22 protein-coding genes (1 of these 22 cut by a window edge) are annotated in these 25,132 nt (G+C 71.8%); 10 read left to right on the plus strand and 12 right to left on the minus strand.

Annotated elements, in window-relative coordinates:
* Positions 1 to 32: 32 nt before the first annotated feature.
* Positions 33 to 1,718, minus strand: a complete 1,686-nt coding sequence (locus QFZ74_RS26665) for a carbohydrate binding domain-containing protein (protein ID WP_307623377.1) — start codon at positions 1,716 to 1,718, stop codon at positions 33 to 35.
* A gap of 137 nt (positions 1,719 to 1,855) precedes the next feature.
* A complete protein-coding gene (locus tag QFZ74_RS26670; protein WP_307623378.1) occupies positions 1,856 to 3,010 on the minus strand; it encodes an ATP-grasp domain-containing protein in 1,155 nt (384 codons plus the stop codon).
* 206 nt (positions 3,011 to 3,216) lie between these two features.
* Between QFZ74_RS26670 and QFZ74_RS26675 the strand changes: the two genes are divergently transcribed.
* On the plus strand, positions 3,217 to 3,915 hold the full coding sequence (locus tag QFZ74_RS26675; protein WP_307623379.1) for a 4'-phosphopantetheinyl transferase: 699 nt from the start codon (positions 3,217 to 3,219) through the stop codon (positions 3,913 to 3,915).
* Between the two features lie 38 nt (positions 3,916 to 3,953).
* On the opposite strand, the gene QFZ74_RS26680 is transcribed toward QFZ74_RS26675, so the two are convergent.
* Both QFZ74_RS26680 and QFZ74_RS26685 read right to left on the minus strand, forming a co-directional pair.
* On the minus strand, positions 3,954 to 4,196 hold the full coding sequence (locus QFZ74_RS26680) for a hypothetical protein (protein WP_307623380.1): 243 nt from the start codon (positions 4,194 to 4,196) through the stop codon (positions 3,954 to 3,956).
* A gap of 172 nt (positions 4,197 to 4,368) precedes the next feature.
* Positions 4,369 to 5,106, minus strand: a complete 738-nt coding sequence (locus QFZ74_RS26685; RefSeq protein ID WP_307623381.1) for a helix-turn-helix transcriptional regulator — start codon at positions 5,104 to 5,106, stop codon at positions 4,369 to 4,371.
* A 221-nt stretch (positions 5,107 to 5,327) separates the two neighbouring features.
* On the opposite strand from QFZ74_RS26685, the gene QFZ74_RS26690 reads away from it, so the two are divergent.
* Positions 5,328 to 5,996, plus strand: a complete 669-nt coding sequence (locus QFZ74_RS26690; RefSeq protein ID WP_307623382.1) for a hypothetical protein — start codon at positions 5,328 to 5,330, stop codon at positions 5,994 to 5,996.
* Positions 5,997 to 6,091: 95 nt separating this feature from the next.
* On the opposite strand, the gene QFZ74_RS26695 is transcribed toward QFZ74_RS26690, so the two are convergent.
* Both QFZ74_RS26695 and QFZ74_RS26700 read right to left on the minus strand, forming a co-directional pair.
* Entirely contained in the window at positions 6,092 to 6,913 is an 822-nt protein-coding gene (locus QFZ74_RS26695; RefSeq protein ID WP_307623383.1) for a cache domain-containing protein, read from the minus strand.
* Positions 6,914 to 7,024: 111 nt separating this feature from the next.
* Entirely contained in the window at positions 7,025 to 7,762 is a 738-nt protein-coding gene (locus QFZ74_RS26700; protein ID WP_307623384.1) for a FadR/GntR family transcriptional regulator, read from the minus strand.
* 129 nt (positions 7,763 to 7,891) lie between these two features.
* On the opposite strand from QFZ74_RS26700, the gene QFZ74_RS26705 reads away from it, so the two are divergent.
* From QFZ74_RS26705 to QFZ74_RS26720, 4 genes are read left to right on the plus strand one after another with little or no spacing between them, the layout of a single operon-like run.
* The gene (locus QFZ74_RS26705; protein ID WP_307623385.1) at positions 7,892 to 8,929 is read left to right on the plus strand and encodes an ABC transporter ATP-binding protein; all 1,038 of its coding nucleotides are present in this window, start codon (positions 7,892 to 7,894) and stop codon (positions 8,927 to 8,929) included.
* Positions 8,930 to 8,958: 29 nt separating this feature from the next.
* Positions 8,959 to 10,164 (plus strand): ABC transporter substrate-binding protein, encoded by a 1,206-nt coding sequence (locus QFZ74_RS26710; RefSeq protein WP_307623386.1) that lies wholly within the window; start codon positions 8,959 to 8,961, stop codon positions 10,162 to 10,164.
* Positions 10,165 to 10,169: 5 nt separating this feature from the next.
* The gene (locus tag QFZ74_RS26715) at positions 10,170 to 11,069 is read left to right on the plus strand and encodes an ABC transporter permease (RefSeq protein WP_307623387.1); all 900 of its coding nucleotides are present in this window, start codon (positions 10,170 to 10,172) and stop codon (positions 11,067 to 11,069) included.
* A gap of 11 nt (positions 11,070 to 11,080) precedes the next feature.
* A complete protein-coding gene (locus QFZ74_RS26720; RefSeq protein WP_307623388.1) occupies positions 11,081 to 11,896 on the plus strand; it encodes an ABC transporter permease in 816 nt (271 codons plus the stop codon).
* Positions 11,897 to 11,934: 38 nt separating this feature from the next.
* Here the strand turns inward: QFZ74_RS26720 and QFZ74_RS26725 are convergent, their stop codons facing one another.
* Positions 11,935 to 13,221, minus strand: coding sequence for an MFS transporter (locus QFZ74_RS26725; protein ID WP_307623389.1), 1,287 nt, complete (start codon positions 13,219 to 13,221; stop codon positions 11,935 to 11,937).
* A gap of 193 nt (positions 13,222 to 13,414) precedes the next feature.
* Between QFZ74_RS26725 and QFZ74_RS26730 the strand changes: the two genes are divergently transcribed.
* Both QFZ74_RS26730 and QFZ74_RS26735 read left to right on the plus strand, forming a co-directional pair.
* Positions 13,415 to 15,466, plus strand: a complete 2,052-nt coding sequence (locus QFZ74_RS26730) for a phosphocholine-specific phospholipase C (protein ID WP_307623390.1) — start codon at positions 13,415 to 13,417, stop codon at positions 15,464 to 15,466.
* 80 nt (positions 15,467 to 15,546) lie between these two features.
* A complete protein-coding gene (locus QFZ74_RS26735; protein ID WP_307623391.1) occupies positions 15,547 to 16,431 on the plus strand; it encodes a phospholipid scramblase-related protein in 885 nt (294 codons plus the stop codon).
* 97 nt (positions 16,432 to 16,528) lie between these two features.
* Here the strand turns inward: QFZ74_RS26735 and QFZ74_RS26740 are convergent, their stop codons facing one another.
* Complete coding sequence (locus tag QFZ74_RS26740; RefSeq protein WP_307623392.1) at positions 16,529 to 17,506, minus strand: hypothetical protein; 978 nt, start codon at positions 17,504 to 17,506, stop codon at positions 16,529 to 16,531.
* The gene (locus QFZ74_RS26745; protein WP_307623393.1) at positions 17,503 to 18,291 is read right to left on the minus strand and encodes a phosphatase PAP2 family protein; all 789 of its coding nucleotides are present in this window, start codon (positions 18,289 to 18,291) and stop codon (positions 17,503 to 17,505) included. Before QFZ74_RS26745 ends, QFZ74_RS26740 begins: the two co-directional genes overlap by 4 nt.
* A gap of 172 nt (positions 18,292 to 18,463) precedes the next feature.
* On the opposite strand from QFZ74_RS26745, the gene QFZ74_RS26750 reads away from it, so the two are divergent.
* On the plus strand, positions 18,464 to 19,078 hold the full coding sequence (locus tag QFZ74_RS26750; RefSeq protein WP_307623394.1) for a TetR/AcrR family transcriptional regulator: 615 nt from the start codon (positions 18,464 to 18,466) through the stop codon (positions 19,076 to 19,078).
* A gap of 162 nt (positions 19,079 to 19,240) precedes the next feature.
* Here the strand turns inward: QFZ74_RS26750 and QFZ74_RS26755 are convergent, their stop codons facing one another.
* The 3 genes from QFZ74_RS26755 to QFZ74_RS26765 all read right to left on the minus strand — a co-directional run bounded on the left by QFZ74_RS26755 (position 19,241) and on the right by QFZ74_RS26765 (position 22,726).
* Entirely contained in the window at positions 19,241 to 20,185 is a 945-nt protein-coding gene (locus tag QFZ74_RS26755) for a DUF2510 domain-containing protein (RefSeq protein WP_307623395.1), read from the minus strand.
* Between the two features lie 92 nt (positions 20,186 to 20,277).
* The gene (locus tag QFZ74_RS26760; protein ID WP_307623396.1) at positions 20,278 to 21,438 is read right to left on the minus strand and encodes an anhydro-N-acetylmuramic acid kinase; all 1,161 of its coding nucleotides are present in this window, start codon (positions 21,436 to 21,438) and stop codon (positions 20,278 to 20,280) included.
* Positions 21,392 to 22,726 (minus strand): MFS transporter, encoded by a 1,335-nt coding sequence (locus tag QFZ74_RS26765; protein ID WP_307623397.1) that lies wholly within the window; start codon positions 22,724 to 22,726, stop codon positions 21,392 to 21,394. Before QFZ74_RS26765 ends, QFZ74_RS26760 begins: the two co-directional genes overlap by 47 nt.
* Positions 22,727 to 22,906: 180 nt before the next feature.
* Between QFZ74_RS26765 and QFZ74_RS26770 the strand changes: the two genes are divergently transcribed.
* A protein-coding gene (locus QFZ74_RS26770) for an AAA family ATPase (protein ID WP_307623398.1) crosses the window boundary here: on the plus strand, positions 22,907 to 25,132 show its 5' portion. The gene runs 456 nt beyond the window's last position; the window shows 2,226 of its 2,682 coding nt (coding positions 1-2,226); its start codon is at positions 22,907 to 22,909; its stop codon lies off the right edge, out of view.

Below are 25,132 nucleotides of genomic sequence, written 5' to 3' on the forward strand. Positions count from 1 at the left end.
GCCGCTTCGCCCGAAGAGGCGCTCCGTGGACGTCAGCCCGTGAACCCCGCCGTGATCGACGTGAACTGCCAGTTGTTCTGGCTGATGCCGGAGCAGTTGCTGACCACGCCGCCGCCCGGGCAGGGCCGGTCGCGGTTGACCGACCAGAAGGCGAGGCGGGCGATGTGGTGCGAGTTCGCCCAGTCCCGGATCTGCGTCCAGTTCGCGGGGCTGGTGTTCTCCTGCTGGTCGGACAGGCCGTTCATGCCGGAGAGCCCGATGTGGGAGTACGCCGTCGCGTCGTCCCAGCCGAAGGTCGACTTGAGCTTGTTCTTCAGCCCCTCGGCGGCGCCCGTCGTGCTGGCGTACATGTCGGAGCCGCCGCCGAAGTCGAACGGCATGATGGTGAACACGTCGATGTTGGCGCCCAGTTGCTGCGCCTGCTCGATGAGCCGGTTGCCGAAGTACGTCGGACCGGTGGTCGACGTGCCGAAGGTGACGATGGTCCTCAGGCCGGGGTTGTTGGCCTTGACGGTCTTCAGCGCGGTGAGGATCTTCGCCTGGACGGCCTCGTTCTCGAACTCGTCCGAGTTCTCGATGTCCATGTCGATCGCCTTCAGGGAGTAGGCGTCGATCACCTTCTGCAGCGCACCCGCGAGCGCACTCGCGGAGGAGCAGTTGGCGCCCAGCTTGCTGCCCTGCCAGCCGCCGAACGACGGGACGATGTCACCGCCCGCGGAACGGATCTGGTTGATGACGTTCTGGTCGGTGCCGCCGGTCAGCGGACGGCTGCTGTCCCAGGCCGGGTTGCAGCCGCCGGAGTCCAGCATGAACGCCATCGTGTACCACTTGACGCCGGTCGCGCTCATCACCGAGGTCGCGCCCGGCGGATCGCCCCAGCCGAGGTAGAGGTAGGGCGCGGCCTGCTTGAAGCCGGCGGTGCCGCCGCTGCCCGCGTTCGTCGTGACGGACACGGAGTTGGAGGCGCCGGAGGCGTTCCCGGCCGCGTCCCGCGCCTTCACGGTGAACGTGTACGACGTGCTCGACGACAGCCCGCTGACCGTGGCGGACGTACCCGAGACGCTCAGGACCCGGCTCGACCCGCTGTAGATGTCGTACGCCGTCACGCCGGTGTTGTCCGACGCGGCGTTCCACGACAGCGACACGCTGGAGGAGGTCTTGCCGGTCGAGGTCAGCCCGGTGGGCGCGCTCGGCGCCTGGTTGTCCGAGCCGCCCCCGCCGCCGGGGCCGTCCAGGCTGATGTCGTCGGCGTAGTAGGTGCCCTGCGCGTACCAGCCGTGCACATAGATCGTGGCGCTGGTCTGCGCGGCGCCGGTGGTGAAGGGCACGGTCAGCTGGCTGTACGCCGACGGGGACGTCGTCCACGTCGAGGGGCCGCCGTCCACGCCCAGGTAGACGTAGGAGCCGCGCACCCAACCCGTGAGCGAGTACGTCGTGTTCGGCTGGACCGGGACGGTCTGGCCGCACTGGGCGTTGTCGCTCGACGACACCGCCCCGGCCAGGGCCTTGGTGCCGCTGTGCACGGGGGAGGAGACGACCGAGCCGAGGTTGCCGGTGCAGGACCAGGGGGAGGAACTGCCCGACTCGAAGCCGGGGTTGTTGAGCACGTTGACCGCCTCGGCGGTGCCCGGCAGGGCGACGGCACCGGCGAGCGCGAGGGCCGCCGAGCCGACGAGAGCGAGGAGACGCCGTCTGGAGCGTCCGAGTAAGTTGCGCACGCGATCTCCCTGAAGAAGTGGGGGTGTTCGGGAGTGCACGGATGTGCGGAAGGGGTGCGCAACCAAGTTGGTATGGACCAATCACGGTGTCAAGGGACCGCGTCATGATTGGCCCATACCTGAGAGGGGCCGGGCCTCTAGGCCCGGGCGGCGGCCGGGGCCGCGGCTCCGTCCCTGACGTCCGCGGCGGCCGCGTCGGCAGTGTCCCGTGCGGCCGGGACGGATGCTGGCGTGGGCTCGGCCTCCGACGTCCGCTGCTGCGGCAGCGACACCGGGCGCAGCGGGCGCGGGCCCGACACCGTGGTGTAGTCCTGCGCCAGGAACGGCGGTTCGATCACACCCGGGTCCTCACCGAGCGCCAACTGCACCGCCGCCCAGGGGGCGTTGATGCCGCACAGTGACAGCTGGTGCAGGCCGCCGGCGGGCCGGGTGTTGACGTCGAGCAGCACCGGCTGGTCGCCGTACATCCGGAACTGGATGTTGGACAGGTAGTGCAGCCCGAAGCCCTCGGCGATCAGCCGGGCCGGCTCCAGCCACTGCTCGTGCAGGGTGAAGCCGCGACGGCGGCCGTTCTTGGTGCGGCCCACCGCGAGCCGGACGCGGTTGTCCGGGCCGGTGAGGCAGTCCACCGACACCTCCGGCTGCTCCAGGCGCGGCATCACCAGCCAGTCCACCGGGGCGTCGGCCTGCTCGATCGCGTTCACGACCAGGTCCAGCTGCACGTGCGGGCTCGGGAAGCCGCCCAGGTGCAGCAGCGAGAACGGGGAGCGCGTGATGACGCGGAAGCCGACACCGCCCGCACCGGCGGCGGGCTTGAAGCAGGCCTTGTGACCGTCGGACTCCAACTGCTCCACGGCGGCGACGAGTTCGTCCGCCGTGCGCACCCGCCACCACGGAGGCACCGGAACGCCCACCGACTGGACCGCCTCGTACGCCGTCGCCTTGTCCTCGAAGACGACCACGCCCTCCGGCGTCGGCGCCAGCAGCGCCGTACCGGCCGCCTCGAACTCGGCGCGGTGCGCCACGATCGCCGCCTGGTGCAGCCGGGGCACGAACACGTCGATGCCGCGCCGCACGCACTGGTCCAGGGCGTACTCGACGTACCCGGCCGGGGACAGGCCCTCCGGCTCCAGGTCGGCGGTGTCGGCGGCGGCCAGCACGGGGGAGTCGGGGTCACCGTGCGTCGCGTGGATCTCGACCGCCCGGTCGCTGGGATTTCTCCGCAGCTGATCCATGAAGAACACGTTCTCCGCGTACGTGCGGTTGAGCCAGACGCGTACGCGAGAGAGCATGCATGCCGCCTTTCGGGGTTTTCGGGCAGGGCTGAGCGGACCGGGCCCGGACATGGGGATGGAGGTACACCAAACCGCCCTTTTCGAAGGGGAGTTCAGGTCGGTGGTGTTGGGCAGATCATACGGCTTCCAAGGGGACCGTCTTACCACACGCCGGTTCGCCCGTGCCGTGGTCTACGGTCGTCGCGTCGAAGGAGGTCGGTCCGGTGATCGAGGAGCTGCTGCCAGAGTCGGTCGTGGCCGTGGAGCTGCACGGTGTCGCCGACGGCGACGCGCCGCTCCACCCCGACGAAGAGGCGTTCGTCGTACGGGCGGTGGCCAAACGTCGCCGAGAATTCGCCGGGGTGCGCGCGTGTGCCCGGCGGGCGATGGAGAAGCTCGGCGTGCCGCCGCAGCCCGTGCTGCCGGGCGACAAGGGTGCCCCGCGCTGGCCGTCCGGGCTGGTCGGCAGCATGACCCACACCGACGGCTACTGCGCGGCCGCCCTGGCGCACGCCACCGATCTGGCCGCGCTGGGCATCGACGCGGAAGCGGATGCTCCACTGCCGGACGACGTCGGATCCCTCGTTCTCCTCCCCGGCGAGCGCGAGCGGCTGCGCGAGCTCGCCGGGGCGCGGCCCGAGGTCCACTGGGACCGGATCCTGTTCAGCGCCAAGGAGTCGGTCTACAAGGCGTGGTTCCCGCTCACCGGGAAGTGGCTGGACTTCGAGGAGGCCGACATCGAGCTGCACGCGGATCCCGGCACGCGAGGGCACGGCGGGGCGCAGGGTGTGCAAGGTGTGCTGCGGGCCGAGCTGCTCGTGCCCGGGCCGTGGGTGGGGGACCGTCGTGTTCAGCGGTTCGAGGGGCGCTGGTGCGTTCGGCGCGGTCTGGTCGCCACGGCAGTAGTGGTGCCGCACCTCTGACCGCCCCGCGCGGCGGACCGGCGCTCAGGACTCAGGACTCAGGACTGCGGACACCAGTGATGCAGTAGCTGGAAGAACGCCTCTTCGTTGCCCGCGAGTCCTGCCTGTTCCAGCGCCTGTTCCGCCTCGGCGAGCACGGCGGGCGGCACGGCGGCTGGTCGCCCGCCGCCGTCGGGTGGTCCGTCGATCGGCGCGTCGAAGGCGGCGCGGACCGTGTGCAGCAGCCGGAGGTAGGCCTGGACGGCGGTGCGTTCGTGGTCGGTGAGGACAGCGGTGGGCATCGGTCGGCTCTCTCCCCGGTCGGTGTCGTGGTCACGCGTCCGTGCGAACGCGTACGCCGCACATGCGGGTGGCGTACTCCCAGCTTGCCGTCCACCACTGACAACGCCGTCTCGCTACACCCTGGTTCGCCCGTATGCGGAGGGGAAACCGCGCGGGATTCGCCTGGCTGCCTCAGCCCGACTTGGGCGGGGTGACACTTTCCAGGAGCATGTCCAGCCACTGGGCGACCTTGTCGCGGTGCTGGTCGGTGGGCAACTGGGCGGCGCGCCAGGCGATCCCCCGTACGCCGTGATCCTGCATCAGTCGCTCCAGCGGGTCCTCCGCGCCAAGCGCCCCTGCCCCTGCCCCTGTCCCCGTCCCCGCTCCCGACTCCGCTCCGAGCCCGTGACCCGGAGCGGCCGGACCGGTCGTGGTGGCTCGCTCGCGATCGGCGAGCCGGTGCAGGAGTTCCTGCTCGGTGCGCTGGAGCGCGCCCGCGACCGCTTCGGCGTCCTCCGCGGTGAGGAAGCCGGCGTGCACACGGAAGAAGCGCTGGAGCGCGTCGCAGTGCTCCATGGTGGGGCGCCGGTCGCCGTTGATCAGGGCGCCGGCCTGCTGCCGCGACATGCCCGCGCCGTCGGCGATCTCCTGCTGGGTGTACTTACGGCCGTTGGGCTTGAGCCGGGTGCGGCGCAGCAGGTCCAGACGCTGGAGGAAGCGGGCCTGGAGGTCGGGTTCGCCCGCGGGGTGCCCGGTCAGCAGTGCGCTGACCACGTGTTCGGGGACGCCGCAGGCGGCGGAGAGTCCCGCCACGTCCAGGACCTCGGAGTGCGTCACGCCGAGCCGGTCGGCCAGCGCGGTGACGCGGGCGACGACGGCCGGCAGCTGGGCGGTCGCCATGGCGCCCGGATCCTCGTAGCCATCCGTCACCGACAGAACTCCCACGTCTCTCAGGGCAGCGCGCGAACGTATGCCGTGAACACCGGGAGAGTATCCGGTGGGGTGAACCCACATCCAGGTTCCGCCACAACTGTGGCCAATTCCAGCCGTCAACCGGCAGGAAATGCCACGATAGTTGACACGGCTCCGACCGGGGCAGCAGGATCGCAGAGCCGCGTGAAGGCCGCAGAGGCAAGAGGGGTGACCTCCCGATGGCACATCAGGCAGGAGGGCAGCGGCCGGCGCCGCGGCCCGTCCCCGAGAGCGTCGAGGCCCAGGCCTATCTCCAGGACTACGCCACGCTCGTGGACACCGTGCCCTTCCCGTCCGTCGTCGTCGACCACCGCTGGGACGTGGTGCTCGCCAACCGGGCCTACGACACGCTCTTCAGCAGAGTCGGCGCGCACCCCACGGCCATGCCCGGCGACAACCTCCTGCGCTTCGTGCTGTTCCACCCCGACGCGGGCACCGTCCTCGGCGATCACGAGGCTCGCTGGTGCCTGCCGATGTTGGCCCGCTTCAAGTCGGACCTGGAGCGCTACGGCAGTGACCAGGGCCTTCAGGCCATCCGGCGTGAGATCGCCCAGGACCCGCTGATGGAGGCCGCCTTCCGGCAGGGCCTGCCGCACTGGATCCGGGCCGTGGGCGACACGGCCGCGGAACTCGACGGCGCCGTACGCCCGCTGCTGCACCCCCACCCGCGCTGGGGTACCACCGACTGCCGGATCGTCGAGGAGACGCCCAAGGCACTGGAGGCCCTGGGCTACACGCGCCTCACGCTGATCCTGCGCGACCCCCGCCCACCGGCCGCCCCGGCACGCCGGCCACGCCCTGGCCGCACCACGGCGCACCTGACCGTCGTCCCGGCTCCAGAGTCCTGACCCGGCACCGCCGGCGTTCAGGTCGCCGACGGCGCCGGGCAGGACTCCTGGATACGACGGCCATCGGCGGTCGGCGGAAGCCGGCACCCCACCCTTCACGCCGCCGCCCCGCGCCTCACATCGGCCCCCCGCCTCACGCGGCCGTCACGACCAGCACCAGCGGGCACGCCCCGGCACGGCACCAGGCGCGTCCCCTCATGCGACGCCGGCTCGGCCCCCTCCAGTACGGCCGCGAAGTCCGCGCCCCTCGTGAGGGAGCCGGCGAGGTGGGCCGGGTCGGCGGAGGCGGCCACGCGACCGCGGGCGCTCACCAGGCGTGCGGGGCCGGCCAGTTGACGCAGCAGCGGCAGCGCGGCCGCCTCGAAGTGCCGTAGGTACACGTCGGCGGCGGCCACCCCGGCGAACCGGCCCGCGAGCCGCACCGGCGCGGACAGCGTGAGGCTGTACTCGTCGGAGCACAGGTAGTCGACGTACGGCCCGGCCACGGCCCGCCGCCCGGTGTCGCGGGGGAGGGCGAACCAGTCCCAGTGCGTGTAGTCGGCGTACGCCGAGCTGTCCGGGTCGAGGTCCGGCAGCAGCGGCCGTACGTCCCCGTCGGCGGAGGTCTGCCACCACTCCAGCCACGCCGGTACGTCGGCCAGCAGTCCCGGCGCGGCGACGAAGCCGACGCCGGAGACCAACTCCTCCCGCGCGAGGCGCAGATGAAGCCCGGGGCGGAGGGCGGCGAGGTCGGCGGACGCGGGCCGGCGGCCCTCGGCGCTCACGCGGGCCAGCAGCGCCGCCGTGTCGGAGCGGGTCTGTTCCACGGCGTCGAAGACCGCCTCCAGCGCGGCGCCCACCCGGGCCGCCACCCGCTCCTCGGCGGACCCGACGCCGGCCGGGGCGACCGCGCCGATGAGACCGGGACTCCTGCGCATGGCGTCCTCCAGCGGACGAGGGCCGTGGGCCGGCCGCCTGGGCCGGGTGCGGGGGAAACCGTTTGTCGGAACGGGAGTTCGGCACCCGCGACGACTACAGCGCGACGACGACTACAGCGTCAGGCGCACCGTGACGAGCCGTGCCGTCGACTCCCGCACGCACCGCTCGGCCAGCGTGCCGGCCAAGACGTCGGCCCCATCTTGCACGGCCGAGATCACGGCACGGTGACGGTCTGCGGCTTCTTCACGATATTCGTCGTCCCCGAGCACCAGACACAGCAGTGCCCCCACGTCCGTCTGGAGCGCGATCTGTTCGCGGGTGAGCCGGGCCGACTGCGCGGCGGCGGCCAACTCCACGTGGAAACGCCCGTACACGCGGCTGCGCGGCGCGGCGCCGTCGGCCGCGGTCAGCTCCTCGGCCGTACGGCGCAGGGGGAGCAGGTCGTCCGGTTCGGTGCGGTGCGTGGCGAGCCGGGCGGCCGCTCCGGAGAGGGCGGCCCAGTGGTCGCCGAGGTCGCGCAGCTCCTCGGTGCTCCAGCCGCGCAGCCGGGCTCTGATCCGTTCGTCCGCCGGGAGTTCGGGCAGCGAGACGAAGCTGCCGCCGCCCCGGCCGCGGCGGGTGATGACCAGCCCCTGCTGCCGCAGGGCCATCAGCGCCTCCCGCAGCGTCACCGTGGACACCCCCAGCAGAGCGGCCAGTTCGCTCTCGCCGGGCAGCTGCTCGCCGTCGGCCAGCAGCCCGAGCTCGATGGCGTCACTGAGCCGGCGAACGACCGCGTCCACGCGCGCCCGGCTGTCCACCGGAGCGAAGACGACCCTGCGGGCACCGCCGTTCCTCTGCTGCTTCACGGTCACCACCTTGTGTATTGACGCAAGCTTTACCTTAAGACGGTCTTGGGCTTTGAACGCGGTCTTGAGCTTTGAACTATGACTTCATATCTTTCCGGCTGACCGCTGAGAACGCCAGAAAGGTTCCGCATGAAGGGAGTTGCCATCCGGCTGGAGGGCCTGAAGAAGTCCTTCGGCGAGACGGCCGCCGTGACCGGAGTCGACCTGGAGATCCGGGACGGGGAGTTCTTCTCGATGCTCGGTCCCTCCGGCTCGGGCAAGACGACCGTCCTGCGGATGATCGCCGGATTCGAGACACCGACGGAGGGCACGGTCGAACTCGCCGGCCAGGAGGTCACCGGCCTCGCCCCCTTCGAACGGGATGTCCACACCGTCTTCCAGGACTACGCCCTCTTCCCGCACATGACGGTCGAGCAGAACGTCGCCTACGGCCTGAAGGTGAAGAAGGTGCCCAAGGCGGAACGCCTCGAACGGGCCCGCAAGGCGCTCGCCGAGGTACGCCTGGAGGGCTACGGCTCGCGCCGCCCGACCCAGCTCTCCGGCGGCCAGCGCCAGCGGGTCGCCCTCGCCCGCGCCCTCGTCGGCCGCCCCCGCGTCCTGCTGCTCGACGAGCCGCTCGGCGCGCTCGACCTCAAGCTGCGCGAGCAGATGCAGGTCGAACTCAAGGCGATCCAGCGGGAGGTGGGCATCACCTTCGTCCTCGTCACCCACGACCAGGAGGAGGCCCTGACGATGAGCGACCGCATCGCCGTCTTCCACCAGGGCCGCATCGAGCAGGTCGGCACCCCGGCCGAGGTCTACGAACGCCCCGCCACCCCGTTCGTCGCGTCCTTCGTCGGCACCTCCAACCTGATCACCGGCGAGGCCGCCGAACGCGTCACCGGCACCGCCGGCACCTACAGCGTCCGCCCGGAGAAGATCCAGGTGCTGAAGGAGTCCGCCCTCGCGGACGAGCCCGAGCACGCCACGGCCACCGGCACCGTCGCCGAGGTCGTCTACCTGGGCGACGCCACCCGGCTCCTGGTCGACCTCGACGCCGGCGGCCGCCTCACCGCGCTCCAGCAGAACCTGGAGACCTCCGCCGAGGACGTCGCCGCCTACCGCGGCACCCGGGTCCGCCTCCAGTGGCACCGCCGCCACACGGTCGCCGTCCCGGACCCCCGCTGAGCCCCCACACCCGACGTAGGGAGAACCTCGTGCGTCCCATTCGACCCCTCCAGGTGGCGGCCGCCGCAGCCGCACTGCTCCTGGCCGCCACCGCCTGCGGTTCCTCCGGCTCCGGCGGCGGCTCCGCCGGCTCCACCGGCCTCAACCCCCCTGACCTGAAGGCCCCGACCAAGCTCGGCAAGACCGAGGGCGCCGTCAACCTCATCGCCTGGGCCGGCTACGTCGAGGACGGGTCCGACGACCCCAAGGTCGACTGGGTCAGCGACTTCGAGAAGCAGACCGGCTGCCAGGTCAACTCCAAGGTCGCGGCCAGCTCCGACGAGATGGTCAAGCTGATGAAGACCGGCCAGTACGACGCCGTCTCGGCCTCCGGCGACGCCTCCCTGAGGCTCATCGCCTCCGGCGACGCTGCACCGGTCAACACCGGCCTCGTACCGAACTACAAGGACATCTTCGGCGACCTGAAGACACAGGCCTGGAACTCCGTCAAGGGCAAGGCGTACGGCATCCCGCACGGCCGCGGCGCCAACCTGCTGATGTACAACACCCAGAAGGTCAGGCCCGCCCCGACGTCATGGTCCGCGGTCTTCGACGGCGCCGCCAGATACAAGGGGCGCGTGACGGCGTACGACTCGCCGATCTACATCGCCGACGCCGCGCTCTATCTCAAGGCCACCAAGCCCGAGTTGGGCATCAAGGACCCCTACGCGCTCGACCAGAAGCAGTTCGACGCGGCCGTCGCCCTGCTGAAGAAGCAGAACCGATACGTCGGCGAGTACTGGAGCGACTACCTCAAGGAGATCTCCGCCTTCAAGAGCGGCGACTCCGTGGTCGGCACCAGCTGGCAGGTCATCGCCAACCTCGCCGCCGACGAGGGCGCCAAGGTCAAGGCCTTCGTGCCCAAGGAGGGTTCGACCGGCTGGTCGGACACCTGGATGGTCTCCGCCAAGGCCAAGCACCCCAACTGCGCCTACAAGTGGCTCGACTGGATCGTCTCGCCGAAGGTCAACGCCCAGGTCGCCGAGTACTTCGGCGAGGCCCCCGCCAACTCGAAGGCCTGTGACGAGACCAGCGACAAGAGGTTCTGCACCACCTACCACGCGGGCGACACCGCCTACTGGAAGCGCATCGCCTTCTGGAACACGCCCATCGAGCAGTGCCTCGACGGCCGTACGGGCGTGAAGTGCGTGCCGTACGCCAAGTGGGTCCAGGCCTGGACCGAGATCAAGGGCTGAACCGTATGACCGTTCTCGCGCAGGCCGCCGGACGGGGCTCCACCAGCCCCGTCCGGCGGCTCGCCGGACTGCTGCACCGCCGCCCGCGGCTCCGGCTCGCCCTCCTGCTCACCGCACCGCTGCTGTGGCTCGCGGTGCTCTATCTCGGCTCCCTGGCCGTCTTGTTCGTCTCCGCGTTCTGGACGACGGACTCCTTCACCTCCGAGGTGGTGAAGGTCTGGTCGACCGACAACTTCCAGGCCCTGTTCACGACCGAGGTCTTCCGGCAGGTGATCCTGCGCAGCGTCGGCGTCGCCCTCGCGGTCACCGCGCTGTGCGCCGTGATCGCCTTCCCGGTCGCCTTCTACACGGCCCGCGTTGCGAGCCCGAGGTGGCGCCCGCTGCTCGTCGTCGCCATCCTCACGCCGCTGTGGGCCAGTTACCTGGTCAAGGTCTACGCCTGGCGGCTGATCCTCTCCGAGGGCGGGCTCGCCGACTGGCTGCTGAGGCCGCTCGGGCTCAGCGGACCCGGGTTCGGCCTCCCGGCCACCGTACTGACCCTGACGTACCTCTGGCTGCCGTACATGATCCTGCCGATCCACACCGCGCTGGAGCAGCTCCCCGCCAACGTGCTCGACGCGTCAGCCGACTTGGGCGCCCGTCCCGGACGGACCTTCCGCTCGGTCGTGCTGCCGATGGTGCTGCCGTCCGTCGCAGCCGGATCGATCTTCACCTTCTCGCTCAGCCTCGGCGACTACATCACCGTGCAGATCGTCGGCGGCAAGACACAGCTGATCGGCAACCTCGTCTACTCCAACATCGAACTCAACCTGCCCATGGCCGCAGCGCTCGGCACGGTCCCCGTCGTCGTGATCGTGCTGTATCTGCTGGCGATGCGCCGCACGGGCGCGCTGAGCAGCCTGTAGAGGAGTACGCCGTGCAACTCTCCCGTTCCGCCCGGATCGCGCTGCGCACCGCCGCAGGCGCCGGCTTCGCGGTGATCTACATCCCGCTGCTGCTGGTCCTCGTCAACTCCCTGAACCCCGACCGCAGCGCGAGCTGGCCGCCGCCCGGGCTGACCACGCACTGGTGGTCGGTCGCCTGGGACAACTCCGGTGCCCGCAGCGCCCTGTGGACCTCCGTCAAGGCGGGCCTCGGCGCCACCGCCGTCGCCCTGGTGCTCGGCACGCTGATCGCCTTCGCCGTGGCCCGGTACCGCTTCTTCGGGCGCGACGCCGTCTCCTTCGTGGTCGTCCTGCCGATCGCCCTGCCCGGCATCGTCACCGGCATCGCCCTCAACTCCGCGTTCAGCACGGTACTCGAGCCGCTCGGCGTCGGGCTCGGCCTGTTCACGGTGGTCGTCGGCCACGCCACCTTCTGCATCGTGGTCGTGTTCAACAACGTCGTGGCCCGGCTGCGCCGCACCTCCGGTTCGTACGAGGAAGCGGCGATGGACCTCGGCGCCCACACCTTCCGCGCCTTCGTCGACGTCACCTTCCCGCTGGTGCGCTCGGCGCTGTTCGCGGGCGGACTGCTGGCCTTCGCGCTCTCCTTCGACGAGATCGTGGTGACCACGTTCACCGCGGGCCCCGGCGTCCAGACCCTGCCCATCTGGATCTTCGAGAACATGACCCGCCCGCAGCAGGCGCCGGTGGTCAACGTCGTGGCGGCGGTGCTCGTCCTGCTGTCCGTGATCCCGATCTACGTCGCCCAGCGGCTGTCGGCGGACACGGCGACCGGGAGCCGGGTGTAGCCGCGGAGGACGGCGGCCCGCCGCCGTCCTCCGTTCGCTCAGCGACGCAGTTCCGTGTGCGCCGTCTCCGGCAGCCGCAGGTACACCAGCGAGGACACGAGGCACAGGGCGGCGACGTACCAGGGGAAGAGGTCCGTGTGGCCCAGGTCCTTGAAGAGCGTCCCGATGTACGGGGCCGTCCCGCCGAACATGGCGACCGTCAGCGAGTAGGGGAAGCCGATGCCGGCCGCGCGCACCCGGGGCGGGAAAGTCTCCGCGTTCACGGCGGCGCTGATCGAGGTGAAGCCGGTCAGCAGCACCATGCCCGCGCACTGCACGAGCAGCAGCACCGCGAACGAGTCGCGCAGGGCGTGCAGCAGCGGGACGGCCAGCAGGGCGAATCCCAGCCCGAAGAAGAGGAGCACCGGACGTCGGCCGAAGCGGTCGGAGAGCAGGCCGCCGACCGGCTGGAGCAGACCGAAGAACGCCAGCGAGATGGTGCCCGCGAGCAGCGCGTCCGACTTGGCTATGCCGGCGTTGAGTTCGGCGTACGTCGGCAGGTACGAGGTCCAGGTGTAGTAGGCGATGGTGCCGCCCGCCGTGATGCCGCAGATCAGCAGGGACTCGCGCGGATGGCGGCGCAGCGCCTCGAACACGCCCGGCCTCGGACCCTGTTGCTGTTCGGTGCTTCTGGTCTCCTGCGCGCCCTGCCGGATCCAGAAGCCCACCAGGCTGAGCACACCGCCGAGCACGAAGGGGACCCGCCAGCCCCAGCCGTCCATCTGCCCTCCGCTCAGCGTGTCCACGAGCAGCGTCGCGATGCCGGACGCCACGAGCTGCCCGGCCGTCGTCGACACGTACTGGAAGCTGGAGAACAGCCCGCGCCGGCCGGGCCGTGCCGACTCGACCAGGAAGGTCGTCGAGGCCGCGAACTCACCGCCCACGGACAGGCCTTGGAGCAGCCGGGCGACGACCAGGACGACCGGCGCGAGGACGCCCGTCGCGGCGTAGGTCGGGGTCAGCCCGACCAGCAGGCTGCTGCCGCCCATCAGCAGGATGGTGACGGTGAGGGCGGTGCGCCGTCCGCGGCGGTCCGCGATGGCGCCCATGAGCAGCCCGCCGACCGGGCGCATGAAGAAGCCGACCGCGAAGACGGCGAACGTGGACAGCAGCGGTACCAGGGAGTTGTCCGCGCTCTTCGGGAAGACCGCGGCGGCGATGTAGGTGGCCAGGAACGTGTAGGCGTACCAGTCGTACCACTCCACCGCGTTGCCCACGGAGGCGGCGAGGAGCTGGCGTACGGGGCGTTTGGTCGGCGGAGGAGCCGTGCGCGTCGTCTGCGTCATGTTCCGGCCATCCCCGTGAAGCGCCTGCGGCACACCTCACGTCTCATGCCCCACGGACTCCATCGACCGCCGACCGTCACTTCAGCGACATCAGCCTCTTCCCTGACGTTTGTCGCGCTTGCAACACTCACCCCGCACGCATTCCGTCATGTTCCGGCCAGCCCCGCACGTCAGGATGAGAGGCCCCTCACCCATGCCCGAGACCAATCGGCGTAGATTCCTCCAGCTCGCGGGCGCCACCGCGGCGTTCACGGCGCTGTCCGGCAGCATCGAGCGTGCCGCCGCGCTGCCCGCGAACCGGCGTACGGGCTCCATCGAGGACGTCGAGCACATCGTCGTCCTGATGCAGGAGAACCGCTCCTTCGACCACTACTTCGGCTCGCTCGGCGGCGTTCGCGGCTTCGGCGACCCGCGCCCGGCGAAGTTGCCGAACGGCAAGCCGGTCTGGCACCAGTCGGACGGCACCAAGGACATCCTGCCCTTCCACCCCGACGCCGACGATCTGGGTCTGGCGTTCATCCAGGACCTTCCGCACGGCTGGAACGACGGGCACGTCGCCTTCGCCGAGGGCCGGTACGACAAGTGGGTGCCCGCCAAGTCGTCGACGACGATGGCGTACCTGAAGCGCGACGACATCCCGTTCCACTACGCGCTCGCCGACGCGTTCACCCTCTGTGACGCCTACCACTGCTCGTTCATCGGCTCGACCGACCCGAACCGCTACTACATGTGGACGGGCTACACGGGCAACGACGGCCAGGGCGGCGGGCCCGTCCTCGGCAACGACGAGGCGGGCTACAGCTGGACGACGTACCCGGAGCGCCTGGAGCAGGCCGGGGTCTCCTGGAAGATCTACCAGGACACGGGCAACGGCCTGGACGCGAACGGCGGTTGGGGCTGGATCGAGGACGCGTACCGCGGCAACTACGGTGACAACTCGCTGCTCTACTTCAAGCAGTACCAGAACGCCCAGCCCGGCGACCCGCTCTACGACAAGGCCCGCACCGGCACCGACGCACGCAAGGGCGAGGGGTTCTTCGACCAGCTGAAGGCCGACGTCAAGGGCGGCAAGCTGCCGCAGATCTCCTGGGTCGTCGCCCCCGAGGCCTTCACGGAGCACCCGAACTGGCCCGCGAACTACGGCGCCTGGTACATCTCCCAGGTCATCGACGCGCTCACTTCCAACCCTGAGGTGTGGGCGAAGACGGCCCTGTTCATCACGTACGACGAGAACGACGGCTTCTTCGACCATGTGATCCCGCCGTTCCCGCCGGCCTCCGCCACCCAGGGCAGGTCGACGGTCGACGTCGGGCCTGACCTGTTCAAGGGCGACGCCACCCATGTCCCCGGCGCCTACGGGCTGGGGCAGCGGGTGCCGATGCTGGTCGTCTCCCCGTGGAGCAAGGGCGGCTTCGTCTGCTCCGAGACCCTCGACCACACCTCGATCATCCGGTTCATGGAGCGCCGCTTCGGCGTGCACGAGCCGAACATCTCGCCCTGGCGGCGCGCGATCTGCGGCGACCTGACCGCCGCGTTCGACTTCTCCGGCCAGGACACCGCGCCGGCCGCACTCCCGGACACCGAGGGGTACCGGCCGCCGGACCACGACCGCCATCCCGACTACGTCCCCACCCCGCCCGCCAACCCGGTGATGCCCAGGCAGGAGCGCGGCTCGCGCCCGACCCGCCCGCTCAAGTACGCCCCGGTGGTGGACGGTTCGGCCGATCCGGCGGCAGGGGCGTTCCGCCTCACCTTCGCCTCCGGCACGCACGCCGGCGCCGCCTTCCTCGTCACCTCGGGCAACCGCGCCGACGGACCCTGGAGTTACACCACCGAGGCCGGCGCGTCCGTCTCCGACACCTGGAACTCGGCGCTGTCGGCGGGCTCGTACGACCTGACCGTGCAGGGTCCCAACGGCTTCCTGCGCGTCTTCAAGGGCGCCGAGAGGGCCGCCGGATGCGAGGTGACCGCACGACACGTCGGCGACGACGTCGAGCTCACCCTCACCAACAAGGGCTCCGGCGCGGTGCGGTTGACGCTGACCGACGGGTACGGCGGCCGGCCGCAGACAGTCACCGTGCGGGCCGGGACGGCCGTGCGGCACACCGTGGACCTGTCGGCGAGCAAGCGCTGGTACGACCTCACGGTCACGTCCGATGCCGACCCGGACTTCGTGCGCCGGTTCGCCGGACACGTCGAGAACGGGCGAGCCGGTGTGAGCGACCCGGCGATCGTGACGGAGTGACCAGGCGGTGAACAACCGGGGATGAACACCGGGGTGCGGGCATTGATCAGGTACCCGTCAGGCCAAGATAGTGTGCCCCGGTGACCACGCAATCGAACCCTCCCGCAGGCTGGTACCCGGATCCGCACGGGGCGCCGCAGACCGTCCGCTACTGGGACGGGGCGCGGTGGACCGACCACACGAACCCGGCCCCGCAGGGCGCTCCCGCCCCGCAGCCGGCCGTCGCGCAGGCCGCCGGTCCGCAGCCGGCCGCCGCGGTGGGCGCGCCCCCGGCGGCCGGCTTCCCCGCGCAGCCCGCGGGCGACCCGCGCGTGCAGCGCCAGGTGCGGCAGGAGGCCGGGGTCACCGCCGGCGGCGCGGGCGGCGGGACGCTGTTCAGCGAGCCGGTACTGGTGGTGAACCAGAAGGCCAAGCTGATCGAGCTCACCAACGAGTACAAGGTCATGGATCAGCAGGGCCGCGACCTCGGCTCTGTCGTCCAGGTCGGCCAGAACGCGTTCAAGAAGCTGCTGCGCCTGGTCTCCAGTCTCGACCAGTTCATGACGCACAAGCTGGAGATCCGGGACGCCCACGGCCGGCCGGTGCTGCTGCTGACCCGGCCCGCGAAGATCTTCAAGTCCCGGGTGATCGTGACGCGTCCGGACGGCTCGCCGGTGGGGGAGATCGTCCAGCAGAACATGATCGGGAAGATCAACTTCGCGCTGAACGTGAACGGCCAGAAGGTCGGCGCGATCAGGGCGGAGAACTGGCGGGCGTGGAACTTCTCCATCGTCGACCACGCGGACACCGAGGTCGCCCGGATCACCAAGACCTGGGAAGGCCTCGCCAAGACGCTGTTCACGACTGCGGACAACTACGTCCTCCAGATCCACTACCAGCTCCCCGACCCGCTGCTGAGCCTCGTGGTCGCGACCGCTCTCACCGTCGACACCGCCCTCAAGCAGGACGCGCGCGGCTGGGGCTGAGCCGATGCCGGTACGCGAAACGGGACGGCGGCCGGTGCCTGCGAGCTTCGCGGGGCACCGGCCGCCGTCCCGTTTCCCGAGGACTGCGGCGTGAGGACTACAGCGCGGTGAGATGTCCGGGCTCGGGCTTGGGCTCGGGCTCCGGCTGCCGGGGCACCAACGCCGGTTCCGCGGCCGCCGTCTCCGGCCTGAGCGCCAGCACGGCCGCCACCGGGTGCTCGTCGTCGGTCTCCTCCTGTGCGGGGGCGGCCGGCGGCACCCGCGTCAGCACCAGGACGCCCCAGGCCGCGATCACCGCCCCGATCGCCGCCAGCAGCACACCGAGGGCGCCGCCACGCAGCCCCTGTCCGAGCAGCGTCAGTCCGATCACCGCGGCCGCCACCGGGTTGGCCAGGGTCACCACAGCCAGTGGGGCGCCGAGCCCGCCGCGGTACGCCGTCTGCGCCAGCAGCAGTCCGCAGGCGGCCATCGCGGCGACGAGCAGCGCCACCACGATCGCCCCGAGGCCGGGCCCCGGACCGGTACGGTCCGTCGCCGCCACCGTCACCGTCTGGGTGAGCGCCGAGGCCACACCCGAGGCGACTCCGGACGCCGTCGCGTGCCGCAGGCCCGGCCGCGCACCGGGCCGCGACAGCATGCCGATCAGGGCCGTGGTCGCGCCCGCGACGGCCAGCGCCTCGGGCAGGGTCAGCACCCGCTCGGGCGCCGGACCGGACGCGCTGACCAGCAGCGCCCCCAGCCCGAGCAGCGTCAGGGCCGTACCCCGCCACTCGGCCCCGCCGACCCGCCGTCCGGCCGCCCGCGCCCCCATCGGCACCGCCGCGACCAGGGTGAGCGCGCCCAGCGGCTGTACGACGGTCAGCGGACCGTACTTCAGCGCCACCACGTGCAGCAGCGCACCGCCCGCGTTCAGCCCGACCGAGGACCACCAGGCGCCGGTGCCGATCAGCCGCAGCAGACCCGAGCCGTGGTCGCGGGCGGCGAGCCGCTCCTGGGCGACGGCGGCGGCCGCGTAGGCGACGGCCGAGACCAGCGACAGCGCGACGGCGACGAGGGTGGCGAGGAGGGTGCTCATCGGCCCACCCCCGCCAGGACCTGCTCGACCTGCTCCCCGGGAACGAGGGTGCGCGTGGCACGTCCCGCCGTGCTCGCCGTGCGATGCGGGCCGTGGACCACCGCGAGGGCGGTGCCCAGCATCGCCGTCGCCGCGATCGAGTCGAGCCAGTAGTGGTTCGCCGTCCCGACGATCACCGCCAGTGTGATCAGCGGGTGCAGCAGCCACAGCGCGCGCCAGGGCGAGCGGGTTGCCGCGATCAGGCCGACCGCCACCATCAGGGCCCAGCCGAAGTGCAGCGACGGCATCGCCGCGTACTGGTTGGAGAGGTGGTCGGTGGCCGGTGGTCCGTACACCGACGGCCCGTACACCCGGCCCGTGTCCACCAGACCCGTGGAGGCCAGCATGCGTGGCGGGGCCAGGGGGAACGTGAAGGGCAGTACGAGAGCGGCGGAGGTGACCACCGCGAGGACCCGGCGGGCCCAGACGTAGTGCGCGGGACGCCGCAGGTACAGCCAGACCAGGAAGGCCAGGGTGGCCGGGAAGTGAACGGTCGCGTAGTAGGTGTTCGCCAGCTGGACGGCGGTGTGGTCGTGCAGCAGCGCGGACTGGACGGAACCCTCGCCGGGCAGGTGCAGGGACCGTTCCAGGTCCCACACGTCATGCCCGTGGTCGAGGGCCTCCCCGGGGTGGCCCGTGGCCAGCTGCCGGCCCAGTTTGTAGACGAGGAAGAGTCCCGCGACGAGCAGAAACTCCCGGACGAGCGGCGGCCGGGCTATGTCACCCGGCTCGGCTTGGCCTTTCATCCACGGGTCCCTTCCCTGGTCCGATCCCTCGATACGTTTCCGTACCGATACACCAGTGTACCGATACGAGTGAGTACCGATACGAGCAAGTACCGGTACTGTCCGGTACCGGTACACTGGCGTATCGATGAATGCGTATCGCTTAGGAATCGCCCCGAGTGAGGAGAAGAGCATGACGTCGCAGGCCGCGGACGGACCGGAGACGGCCGCCGCGTCGCGCCGCTCCAAGATCACGCCCGAGCGTGAGCGGGAGTTCTTCGACGCCGTGCTCGAGCAGATCCGCGAGTGCGGCTACGACTCCGTCACCATGGACGGCATCGCCGCCAGCACGCGGTGCAGCAAGTCCACGCTCTACCGGCAGTGGAAGACGAAGCCGCAGTTCGTCGCCGCGGCGCTGCGCGCCAACCGCACGGTGCGCTTCGGACACATCGACACCGGATCGCTCGCCGAGGACCTGCGGCAGGCGGCCCGGATCTCGGGCGCCTGGTCGGGCAAGGACACCAAGCTGCTCCAGGCGCTGGGGCACGCGGTCACCTCGGATCCCGAGCTCCAGGAGGCGCTGCGCGAGGCGCTCGTCGATCCCGAGATCGCCGCGCTCCAGGAGATGATCCGGCGCGGCGTCGAGCGGGGCGAGCTGCCGGCCGACCATCCGGCACTGGAGTACGTCCCGGCCATGATGTTCGGCGTCCTGCGCGTACGGCCCGTGCTGAGCGGGCAGTACGCCGACTCCGAGTACCTCGTCCGGTTCGTGGAGGCCGCCGTGCTTCCCGCGCTCGGACTGACGTGAGACTCAGGTCACCGTCCACGGGATGACAGGACGGTGATCTGCCCGCGCCGCACCGTGGGGACGGGGGCGGCGCGCACCCCCCGGCCGGGCGGGGCACCTCTTGAGCGGAGAGGTGCCCCGCCCGGCCGTCTTCCCGCCCGGCCGCCTTTCCCGCGTCCCGGGTCAGACGTTCTCGCCGACGCCCCCGCCCGACGAGGCCTTGATGCCCCGCGTGATCTGGTCGATCACCGAGGCCGGGCGCCCGGCGTCGACCCCGAACCGCACCAGGACCAGCTGGTCCGCGTCCGAGGGCGACGGGAACGCGAGCGACTCCACATAGCCGTCGGCCCCCTTGCTGGTCACCGCCCGCCACCGCACCAGGTAGCCGCGCTGCCCGGCCACCGCCACCGCCCTGGACGCCAGCACCTTGTGCGAGGTGATCCGCCCATAGGCCTTGCCGCCGTACGACTCCTCGGCGTTCGCCGCGATGTCCGCCTTGGCCACCTGCTCGGCCGTCGACCCCTTGGTCCCCAGCGCCACCGCGGGCGCCGAGTAGGCCCCTCCGGCGGTACAGGTCGTGGCGGTGTCGCCCGGACACCGGTACGTGTCACCCGACGCCAGCTGCGCGCCCGCGGCGCTCGACCGCCCCGTCCAGCCGTCCGGCACCGGCACGCTGATCCCGTTGACCTGGTCCGGCACCGTGCCGCCGCCCTTGATCGTCGGCGCCCCGGTCAGCTCCGGCGACGGCGATTCGGCGCCGTAGCCGCTGGGCCCCTGCCGAGCCCCGGCCCGCTCCTCCCCGCCGCTCGCGACGAGCCCGTACACGCCGGCGCCTATGCACGCCAGCAGCACCACGGCCGCCGTGACACCTATCCCCACCCGCACCACACGCCGGGACTCGACGGGCGGCCGCACGGGATACGCCGGGTACGCGGGATATCTCGGACCTGCCGGATACGCTCCGGCGGCCCCCGACGCGGACGCCGGCGGCCCCCATGCGTCGGCCACCGCCTGGACGGGCCGCGTCCGCCCTGTCCAGGCCGAGCCGTCCCACCAGCGCTCGGTGGGCGGAGCGTCTTTCGTCTGACCGGGGTCGGGATACCACCCGGGAGGAGTCACCTGCGTCATGCCCCCACCGTATGAGGCGGGGGCGAGCGGCGGACAGGAGGACCGGGCAAGAGGGCGGCGGCGGGGCTGATTTCAGGTCGCGACGAGGGCTTTCATTCCAACTCCAGCCGCACCGGCTGCCGTTCCGCGCGTCCAGGCAACCGCAACCCGCCGCGGCCAGGCGTCACCGAGCCCAGGATGCTCGGATGGCGGGCGCCCGTGCTGACGGGGTCCGTGCCGGCGAGGCCGTGCAGTGTGAGGAAGCCCAGCACAGCGAACGCGTACGCCTCCTTCGCCGCCGAGGGCAGGCCCAGGTCGTCCGAGGTGCGCACGGGGATGCCGGGGAGCCGGGCGCGGAGGCGGTGCATCAGGGCCGGGTTGCGGGTGCCGCCTCCGGAGGCGACGACCTCCGTGGCCGACACCGACCGTACGGCGTCCGCGATCGTGCGGGCGGTCAGCTCGGTGAGTGTGGCCAGGATGTCCTCGGCGGGTACGCCGGACAGCGCCTCCGCACCGGCCGTCGTCCGCAGATAGCCGGGGTGGAACAGCTCCTTGCCGGTGGTCTTGGGCGCGGGACGCGAGTAGTACGGGTCCGCGAGCAGCCGTTCCAGCAGCGGCCCGTGCACCCGGCCGCGCGCGGCCAGGGCGCCGTCGGCGTCGTACGCCAGCCGCCCTCCGCTGACCTCGCGCGCCGCCGCGTCCGTCAGCGCACACCCCGGACCCGTGTCGAAGGCCGTCCCGTCGGGCGCGGTGAGGTTGGCGATCCCGCCGATGTTCAGCGCGACCGGCGTCCCCGGCCTGCCCCGCAGCCACAGCAGATCGACCAGGCTGACCAGCGGCGCGCCCTGGCCCCCCGCCGCCACGTCCCGCGGACGGAAGTCGGCGACGACGGGCAGCCCGGTCGCCTCGGCGATCCAGGCGGGCTGCCCCAGCTGCAACGTGCCGCGCACCCGCCCGCCGTCCACCCAGTGGTAGACCGTCTGCCCGTGCGAGGCGACCAACTCCGCTTGCCCGCCGCACAGTTCGGCGTTCGCCCGGGCGGCCGCCGCCGCGAACGCCTGCCCGATCCGGGTGTCCAGCCGGCACACGTCCGCCAGCGGTACCGCCGCCGGGGGCAGCGCCCCCGCCAGCAGCCCCCGCAGCCCGGCGTCGTACGGCTCGCTCGCCATCCCCAGCGGCTTCAGGACGAGCGCGTCCCCCGCGAGGCGCAGCTCGGCCGCCGCCGCGTCAATGCCGTCGTACGACGTCCCCGACATCAGGCCGATCACCAGCATCCGTCCAACCCGCCTTTCCCACACCGCTCTTGAAGAGGGCGAGCATGCTCACCGCGCACGCCGCCGCCGCGTAGTACGCGGGCACGTCCACGTTCCCGGTCCGCTTCACGGCCTCCGTGATGATGAGCCCCGCGCACCCCGAGAACACGGCATTGGACAGCGAGTAGGCCAGTCCGAGACCCGTACAGCGCACCCGTGTCGGGAACATCTCGGCGAGCAGCGCGGGCCCCGGCCCGGCCATCAGCCCCACGACCGCGCCCGCGAGGAACACCGCCAGCCCCTTCACCGACGTCGAAGAACCGCCGTCCTGAAGGAGGTTGAGCAGCGGCACCGCCAGGACCACCACCAGCCCGGCCCCGGTCAGCATCACCGGCCGCCGCCCGACCCGGTCACTCAGCACCCCCGCCGGGATGATCGTCACGGCGAAGCCGAGATTGGCCAGCACGGTCGCGGCCAGCGCCTCCCGGAACGTCGCGTGCAGCGCCGTCTGGAGGTACGACGGCAGGACGACCAGGAAGGCGTACCCGGCCGCCGCCCAGCCCATCACCCGCCCGGCACCCAGCGCCACGGCCCACACCACGTCCCGCGCGGGGAGCGTCTCGGCCGTCTCCGTCTGCTCCCTGAACGGCGGCGTCTCGTCCAGTCGCAACCGCAGCCACAACGCCCCAAGACCCATCGGCAGCGCCAACAGGAACGGCAACCGCCAACCCCACGCGCTGAGTTGGGCCTCGGTCAGCACACTCGCCAGTGCCGCCGCCACCCCCGCCCCGCCCAGCAGCCCGAGCGCCACGGTGAACGACTGCCACGCCCCGTACAGCCCCCGCCTGCCCGGCGGCGCGAACTCGGTCATCACCGCGACCGCGCCCCCGAACTCCCCACCGGCTGACAGGCCTTGCAGAACCCGGAGCAGCGTCAGCAGCCACGGCGCCAGCACCCCCACCGTGGCGTACGTCGGCAGCAGACCGATCAGCGCCGTCGCCCCCGTCATCAGCGTGATCACCAGGATCAGCACCGGCCGCCGCCCGATCCGGTCCCCGAGCCGCCCGAACAGGGCCGCGCCGACCGGCCGGAAGAAGAACGCCAGCGCGAAGGAGGCGTACGTCTTCACCAGCCCCTCGACCGTGCCGCCGCCGGCCGGCGTGAAGAACCGTTCCGCGATCACCGTGGCGAAGTAGCCGTAGACACCGAACTCGTACCACTCGATGAAGTTGCCCACCGACCCGGCGGCGAGCGCACGCACCGACGGTCTGTGGCCGACCGACGCAGGATCCTCGTAAATCTGCTTCATGGCAACGCCTTTGACTGTCCGTCACTCCTTCGCGACCGGTTCCCGGCCGGACCGCGTCGCCCGGCCGCACCCCCGGTCACCCGTCACGGCAATAGGTGCCCGGACAGCCCTCCGCTTACCCGGGCGTACGGCTAGGCTCGAGACCCGTACGTCGTTCGGGCGACTTGGGGAGGTACCGGGATGACGGAGGAACGGCCCCGAGCGGCCGCCTCGGCTTCCCTGTGGGAGCGCGACGAGGAGATCGCGGCCGTCACGCAGGCACTCGACGCCCTGTGCGCCGACCGCTCCTCCTCGGGGAACGTGCTGGTCCTCCGCGGCGAGGCCGGACTCGGCAAGACCGCGCTCCTCGCCCACACCCGCCGCCTCGCCGAGGAGCGCGGCTGCACGGTGTGGTCCACCCGCGGCGGCGAGACACTCCGGTCCGTCCCCTTCAACGTCGTACGCCAACTGCTCCAGCCCGCGCTGATCTCCCTGCTGCCCGACGAGGCCCGCGAGTACCTCGGCGACTGGTACGGCATCGCCGGCCCCGCCCTCGGCATAGCGGACCCCGGCGACCGCCGCCCCGACCCGCAGGGCGTGTGCGACGGCCTGGTCGCCGCCGTACGCCGCCTCGCCCGGCGCGATTGGCCGCTCGTCCTGCTGATCGACGACGCGCACTGGGCCGACCTCGAAACCCTGCGCTGGCTCGCCGCGTTCATCGAGCGCCTCGACGACCTGCCCGTCCTCGTCGTGGTCGCCCGCAGGCCCGGCGACGCCACCGGCGACAGCGCCCGCCTCCTCGACACCGTCGCCGCCGCCGCGGGCCACCCCCTCACCAACCTGCGCGCCCTCACCCCCGACGCCACCGCCGGCCTCACCCGCGCCACCCTCGGCGCCCACGCCGACGCCCCCTTCTGCCGCGAGGTCTGGGCCGTCACCGGTGGCAACCCGTACGAGACCGTCGAACTGCTCGCCAAGGTGCACGACAGCGAGATCGCCCCGGTCGAGGCCCACGCCGAAGAACTGCGCCGCCTGAACCAGGCGGCCCGCGGCGGCGGACTCGTCGCCCGCCTCGAAGGCCTCGGCATCGACGCCACCCGCTTCGCCTGGGCGGCCGCCATCCTCGGCACCGGCATCACCGTGCGCCTGGTCGCCCGGCTCGCCACCATGAACCTCGACGACGCCGAGCGCTGCGCCGAACTGCTGCGCCACGCCCGCATCCTCACCGAACCCGACCCGGCGGCCGGCCGCGGCGAGGACGGCGACCTGGAGTTCGTCCATCCCCTGATCGCCTCCGCCGTCTACAACTCCATCCCGGACGCCCTGTGCACCGCCATGCACGGCATCGCCGCCCAGATCGTCACCGAACTGGGCCGCGGAGCCGCCGCGGCCTCCCGCCACCTCCTCTACGTCCACCCCGAGGACGACCAGGAACTCGTCGACCAGCTGCGCGAGGCCGCCCAGGAACACCTCTCCGTCGGCGCCCCCGACGCGGCCCGCCGCTGCCTGGAACGCGCCCTGCTCGAACCGCCCCTGCCCGAGAGCCACGCGCGCGTCCTCTACGAACTCGGCTGCGCCACGCTCCTCACCGCGCCCGCCACCACCATCGACCACCTCCAGACCGCGCTCGCCATGCCCGGCCTCGACGGCGCCGAACGCGTCGACGCCGTCTTCCGCCTCTCCCAGGCCCTGCTCCACAACGACCAGCTCGAAGAGGCCGTCCGCACCGTCGAGGCCGAGGCCGCCCGCCACGAACCCGGCCCCGCGCGGATGCGCCTGCAGGCCGTGCAGTTCATGTGGGAGGGCGTCCACGGCGAGACCGCCGCACCCGGCCGCTCCCAGCGCCTCGCCGACCTCGCCGGCACCTGCACCGGCCGCGACAACGCCGAACGCACCCTGCTGATCCTGCGCGGTTTCGACGCGATGACGCACGGCGAGAACGCCGAGGAGGTCGCCGAACTGTGCGACCGCGCCCTCGTCAACGGCCGCCTCGCCCCCGGCCTCGGCTGGACCGACACCGAGTGGGGCCTCGAACTGCTGATGATGCTCGGCAGCTGCTACGCCTACGCCGACCGCCTCGACCGCGCCGAGAGCCTCTTCTCCGAGGCCCTGCGCGCCTACACCAGCGCCGGCTGGAGCGGCGGCCACCTCTCCCTGGCCAACACCTACCTCGGCCTCGCCTACCGCAGGCAGGGCCGGCTCCGGGACGCGGAGACCAACCTGCGCGAGTCCCTGCGGCTGGCCGAGCGCGTCGGCCGCGGCCTTCCCCTCTACTGGTCGGCGACCTGCGGCCTCATCGACACGCTGCTCGCGCGGGGACGTGTCGACGAGGCGTGGGCGGTCGCCGACCAGTACGGCTTCGCCCCGCCCTATCCGTCGACCATCGTGCTGCCGGACCACCGCTCGGTCCGCGGCCGCCTGCTTCTC

This window comes from Streptomyces sp. V3I7, assembly GCF_030817495.1.
In the GTDB taxonomy this organism is placed as follows: domain Bacteria; phylum Actinomycetota; class Actinomycetes; order Streptomycetales; family Streptomycetaceae; genus Streptomyces.

Coding starts and splice junctions, on each gene's coding strand:
- QFZ74_RS26670 (WP_307623378.1), bottom strand. CDS start 3,010: ATGCTCTCTCGCGTACGCGTCTGGCTCAACCGCACGTACGCGGAGAAC.
- QFZ74_RS26680 (WP_307623380.1), bottom strand. CDS start 4,196: ATGCCCACCGCTGTCCTCACCGACCACGAACGCACCGCCGTCCAGGCC.
- QFZ74_RS26690 (WP_307623382.1), top strand. CDS start 5,328: ATGGCACATCAGGCAGGAGGGCAGCGGCCGGCGCCGCGGCCCGTCCCC.
- QFZ74_RS26695 (WP_307623383.1), bottom strand. CDS start 6,913: ATGCGCAGGAGTCCCGGTCTCATCGGCGCGGTCGCCCCGGCCGGCGTC.
- QFZ74_RS26705 (WP_307623385.1), top strand. CDS start 7,892: ATGAAGGGAGTTGCCATCCGGCTGGAGGGCCTGAAGAAGTCCTTCGGC.
- QFZ74_RS26715 (WP_307623387.1), top strand. CDS start 10,170: ATGACCGTTCTCGCGCAGGCCGCCGGACGGGGCTCCACCAGCCCCGTC.
- QFZ74_RS26725 (WP_307623389.1), bottom strand. CDS start 13,221: ATGACGCAGACGACGCGCACGGCTCCTCCGCCGACCAAACGCCCCGTA.
- QFZ74_RS26730 (WP_307623390.1), top strand. CDS start 13,415: ATGCCCGAGACCAATCGGCGTAGATTCCTCCAGCTCGCGGGCGCCACC.
- QFZ74_RS26740 (WP_307623392.1), bottom strand. CDS start 17,506: ATGAGCACCCTCCTCGCCACCCTCGTCGCCGTCGCGCTGTCGCTGGTC.
- QFZ74_RS26745 (WP_307623393.1), bottom strand. CDS start 18,291: ATGAAAGGCCAAGCCGAGCCGGGTGACATAGCCCGGCCGCCGCTCGTC.
- QFZ74_RS26750 (WP_307623394.1), top strand. CDS start 18,464: ATGACGTCGCAGGCCGCGGACGGACCGGAGACGGCCGCCGCGTCGCGC.
- QFZ74_RS26755 (WP_307623395.1), bottom strand. CDS start 20,185: ATGACGCAGGTGACTCCTCCCGGGTGGTATCCCGACCCCGGTCAGACG.
- QFZ74_RS26760 (WP_307623396.1), bottom strand. CDS start 21,438: ATGCTGGTGATCGGCCTGATGTCGGGGACGTCGTACGACGGCATTGAC.
- QFZ74_RS26765 (WP_307623397.1), bottom strand. CDS start 22,726: ATGAAGCAGATTTACGAGGATCCTGCGTCGGTCGGCCACAGACCGTCG.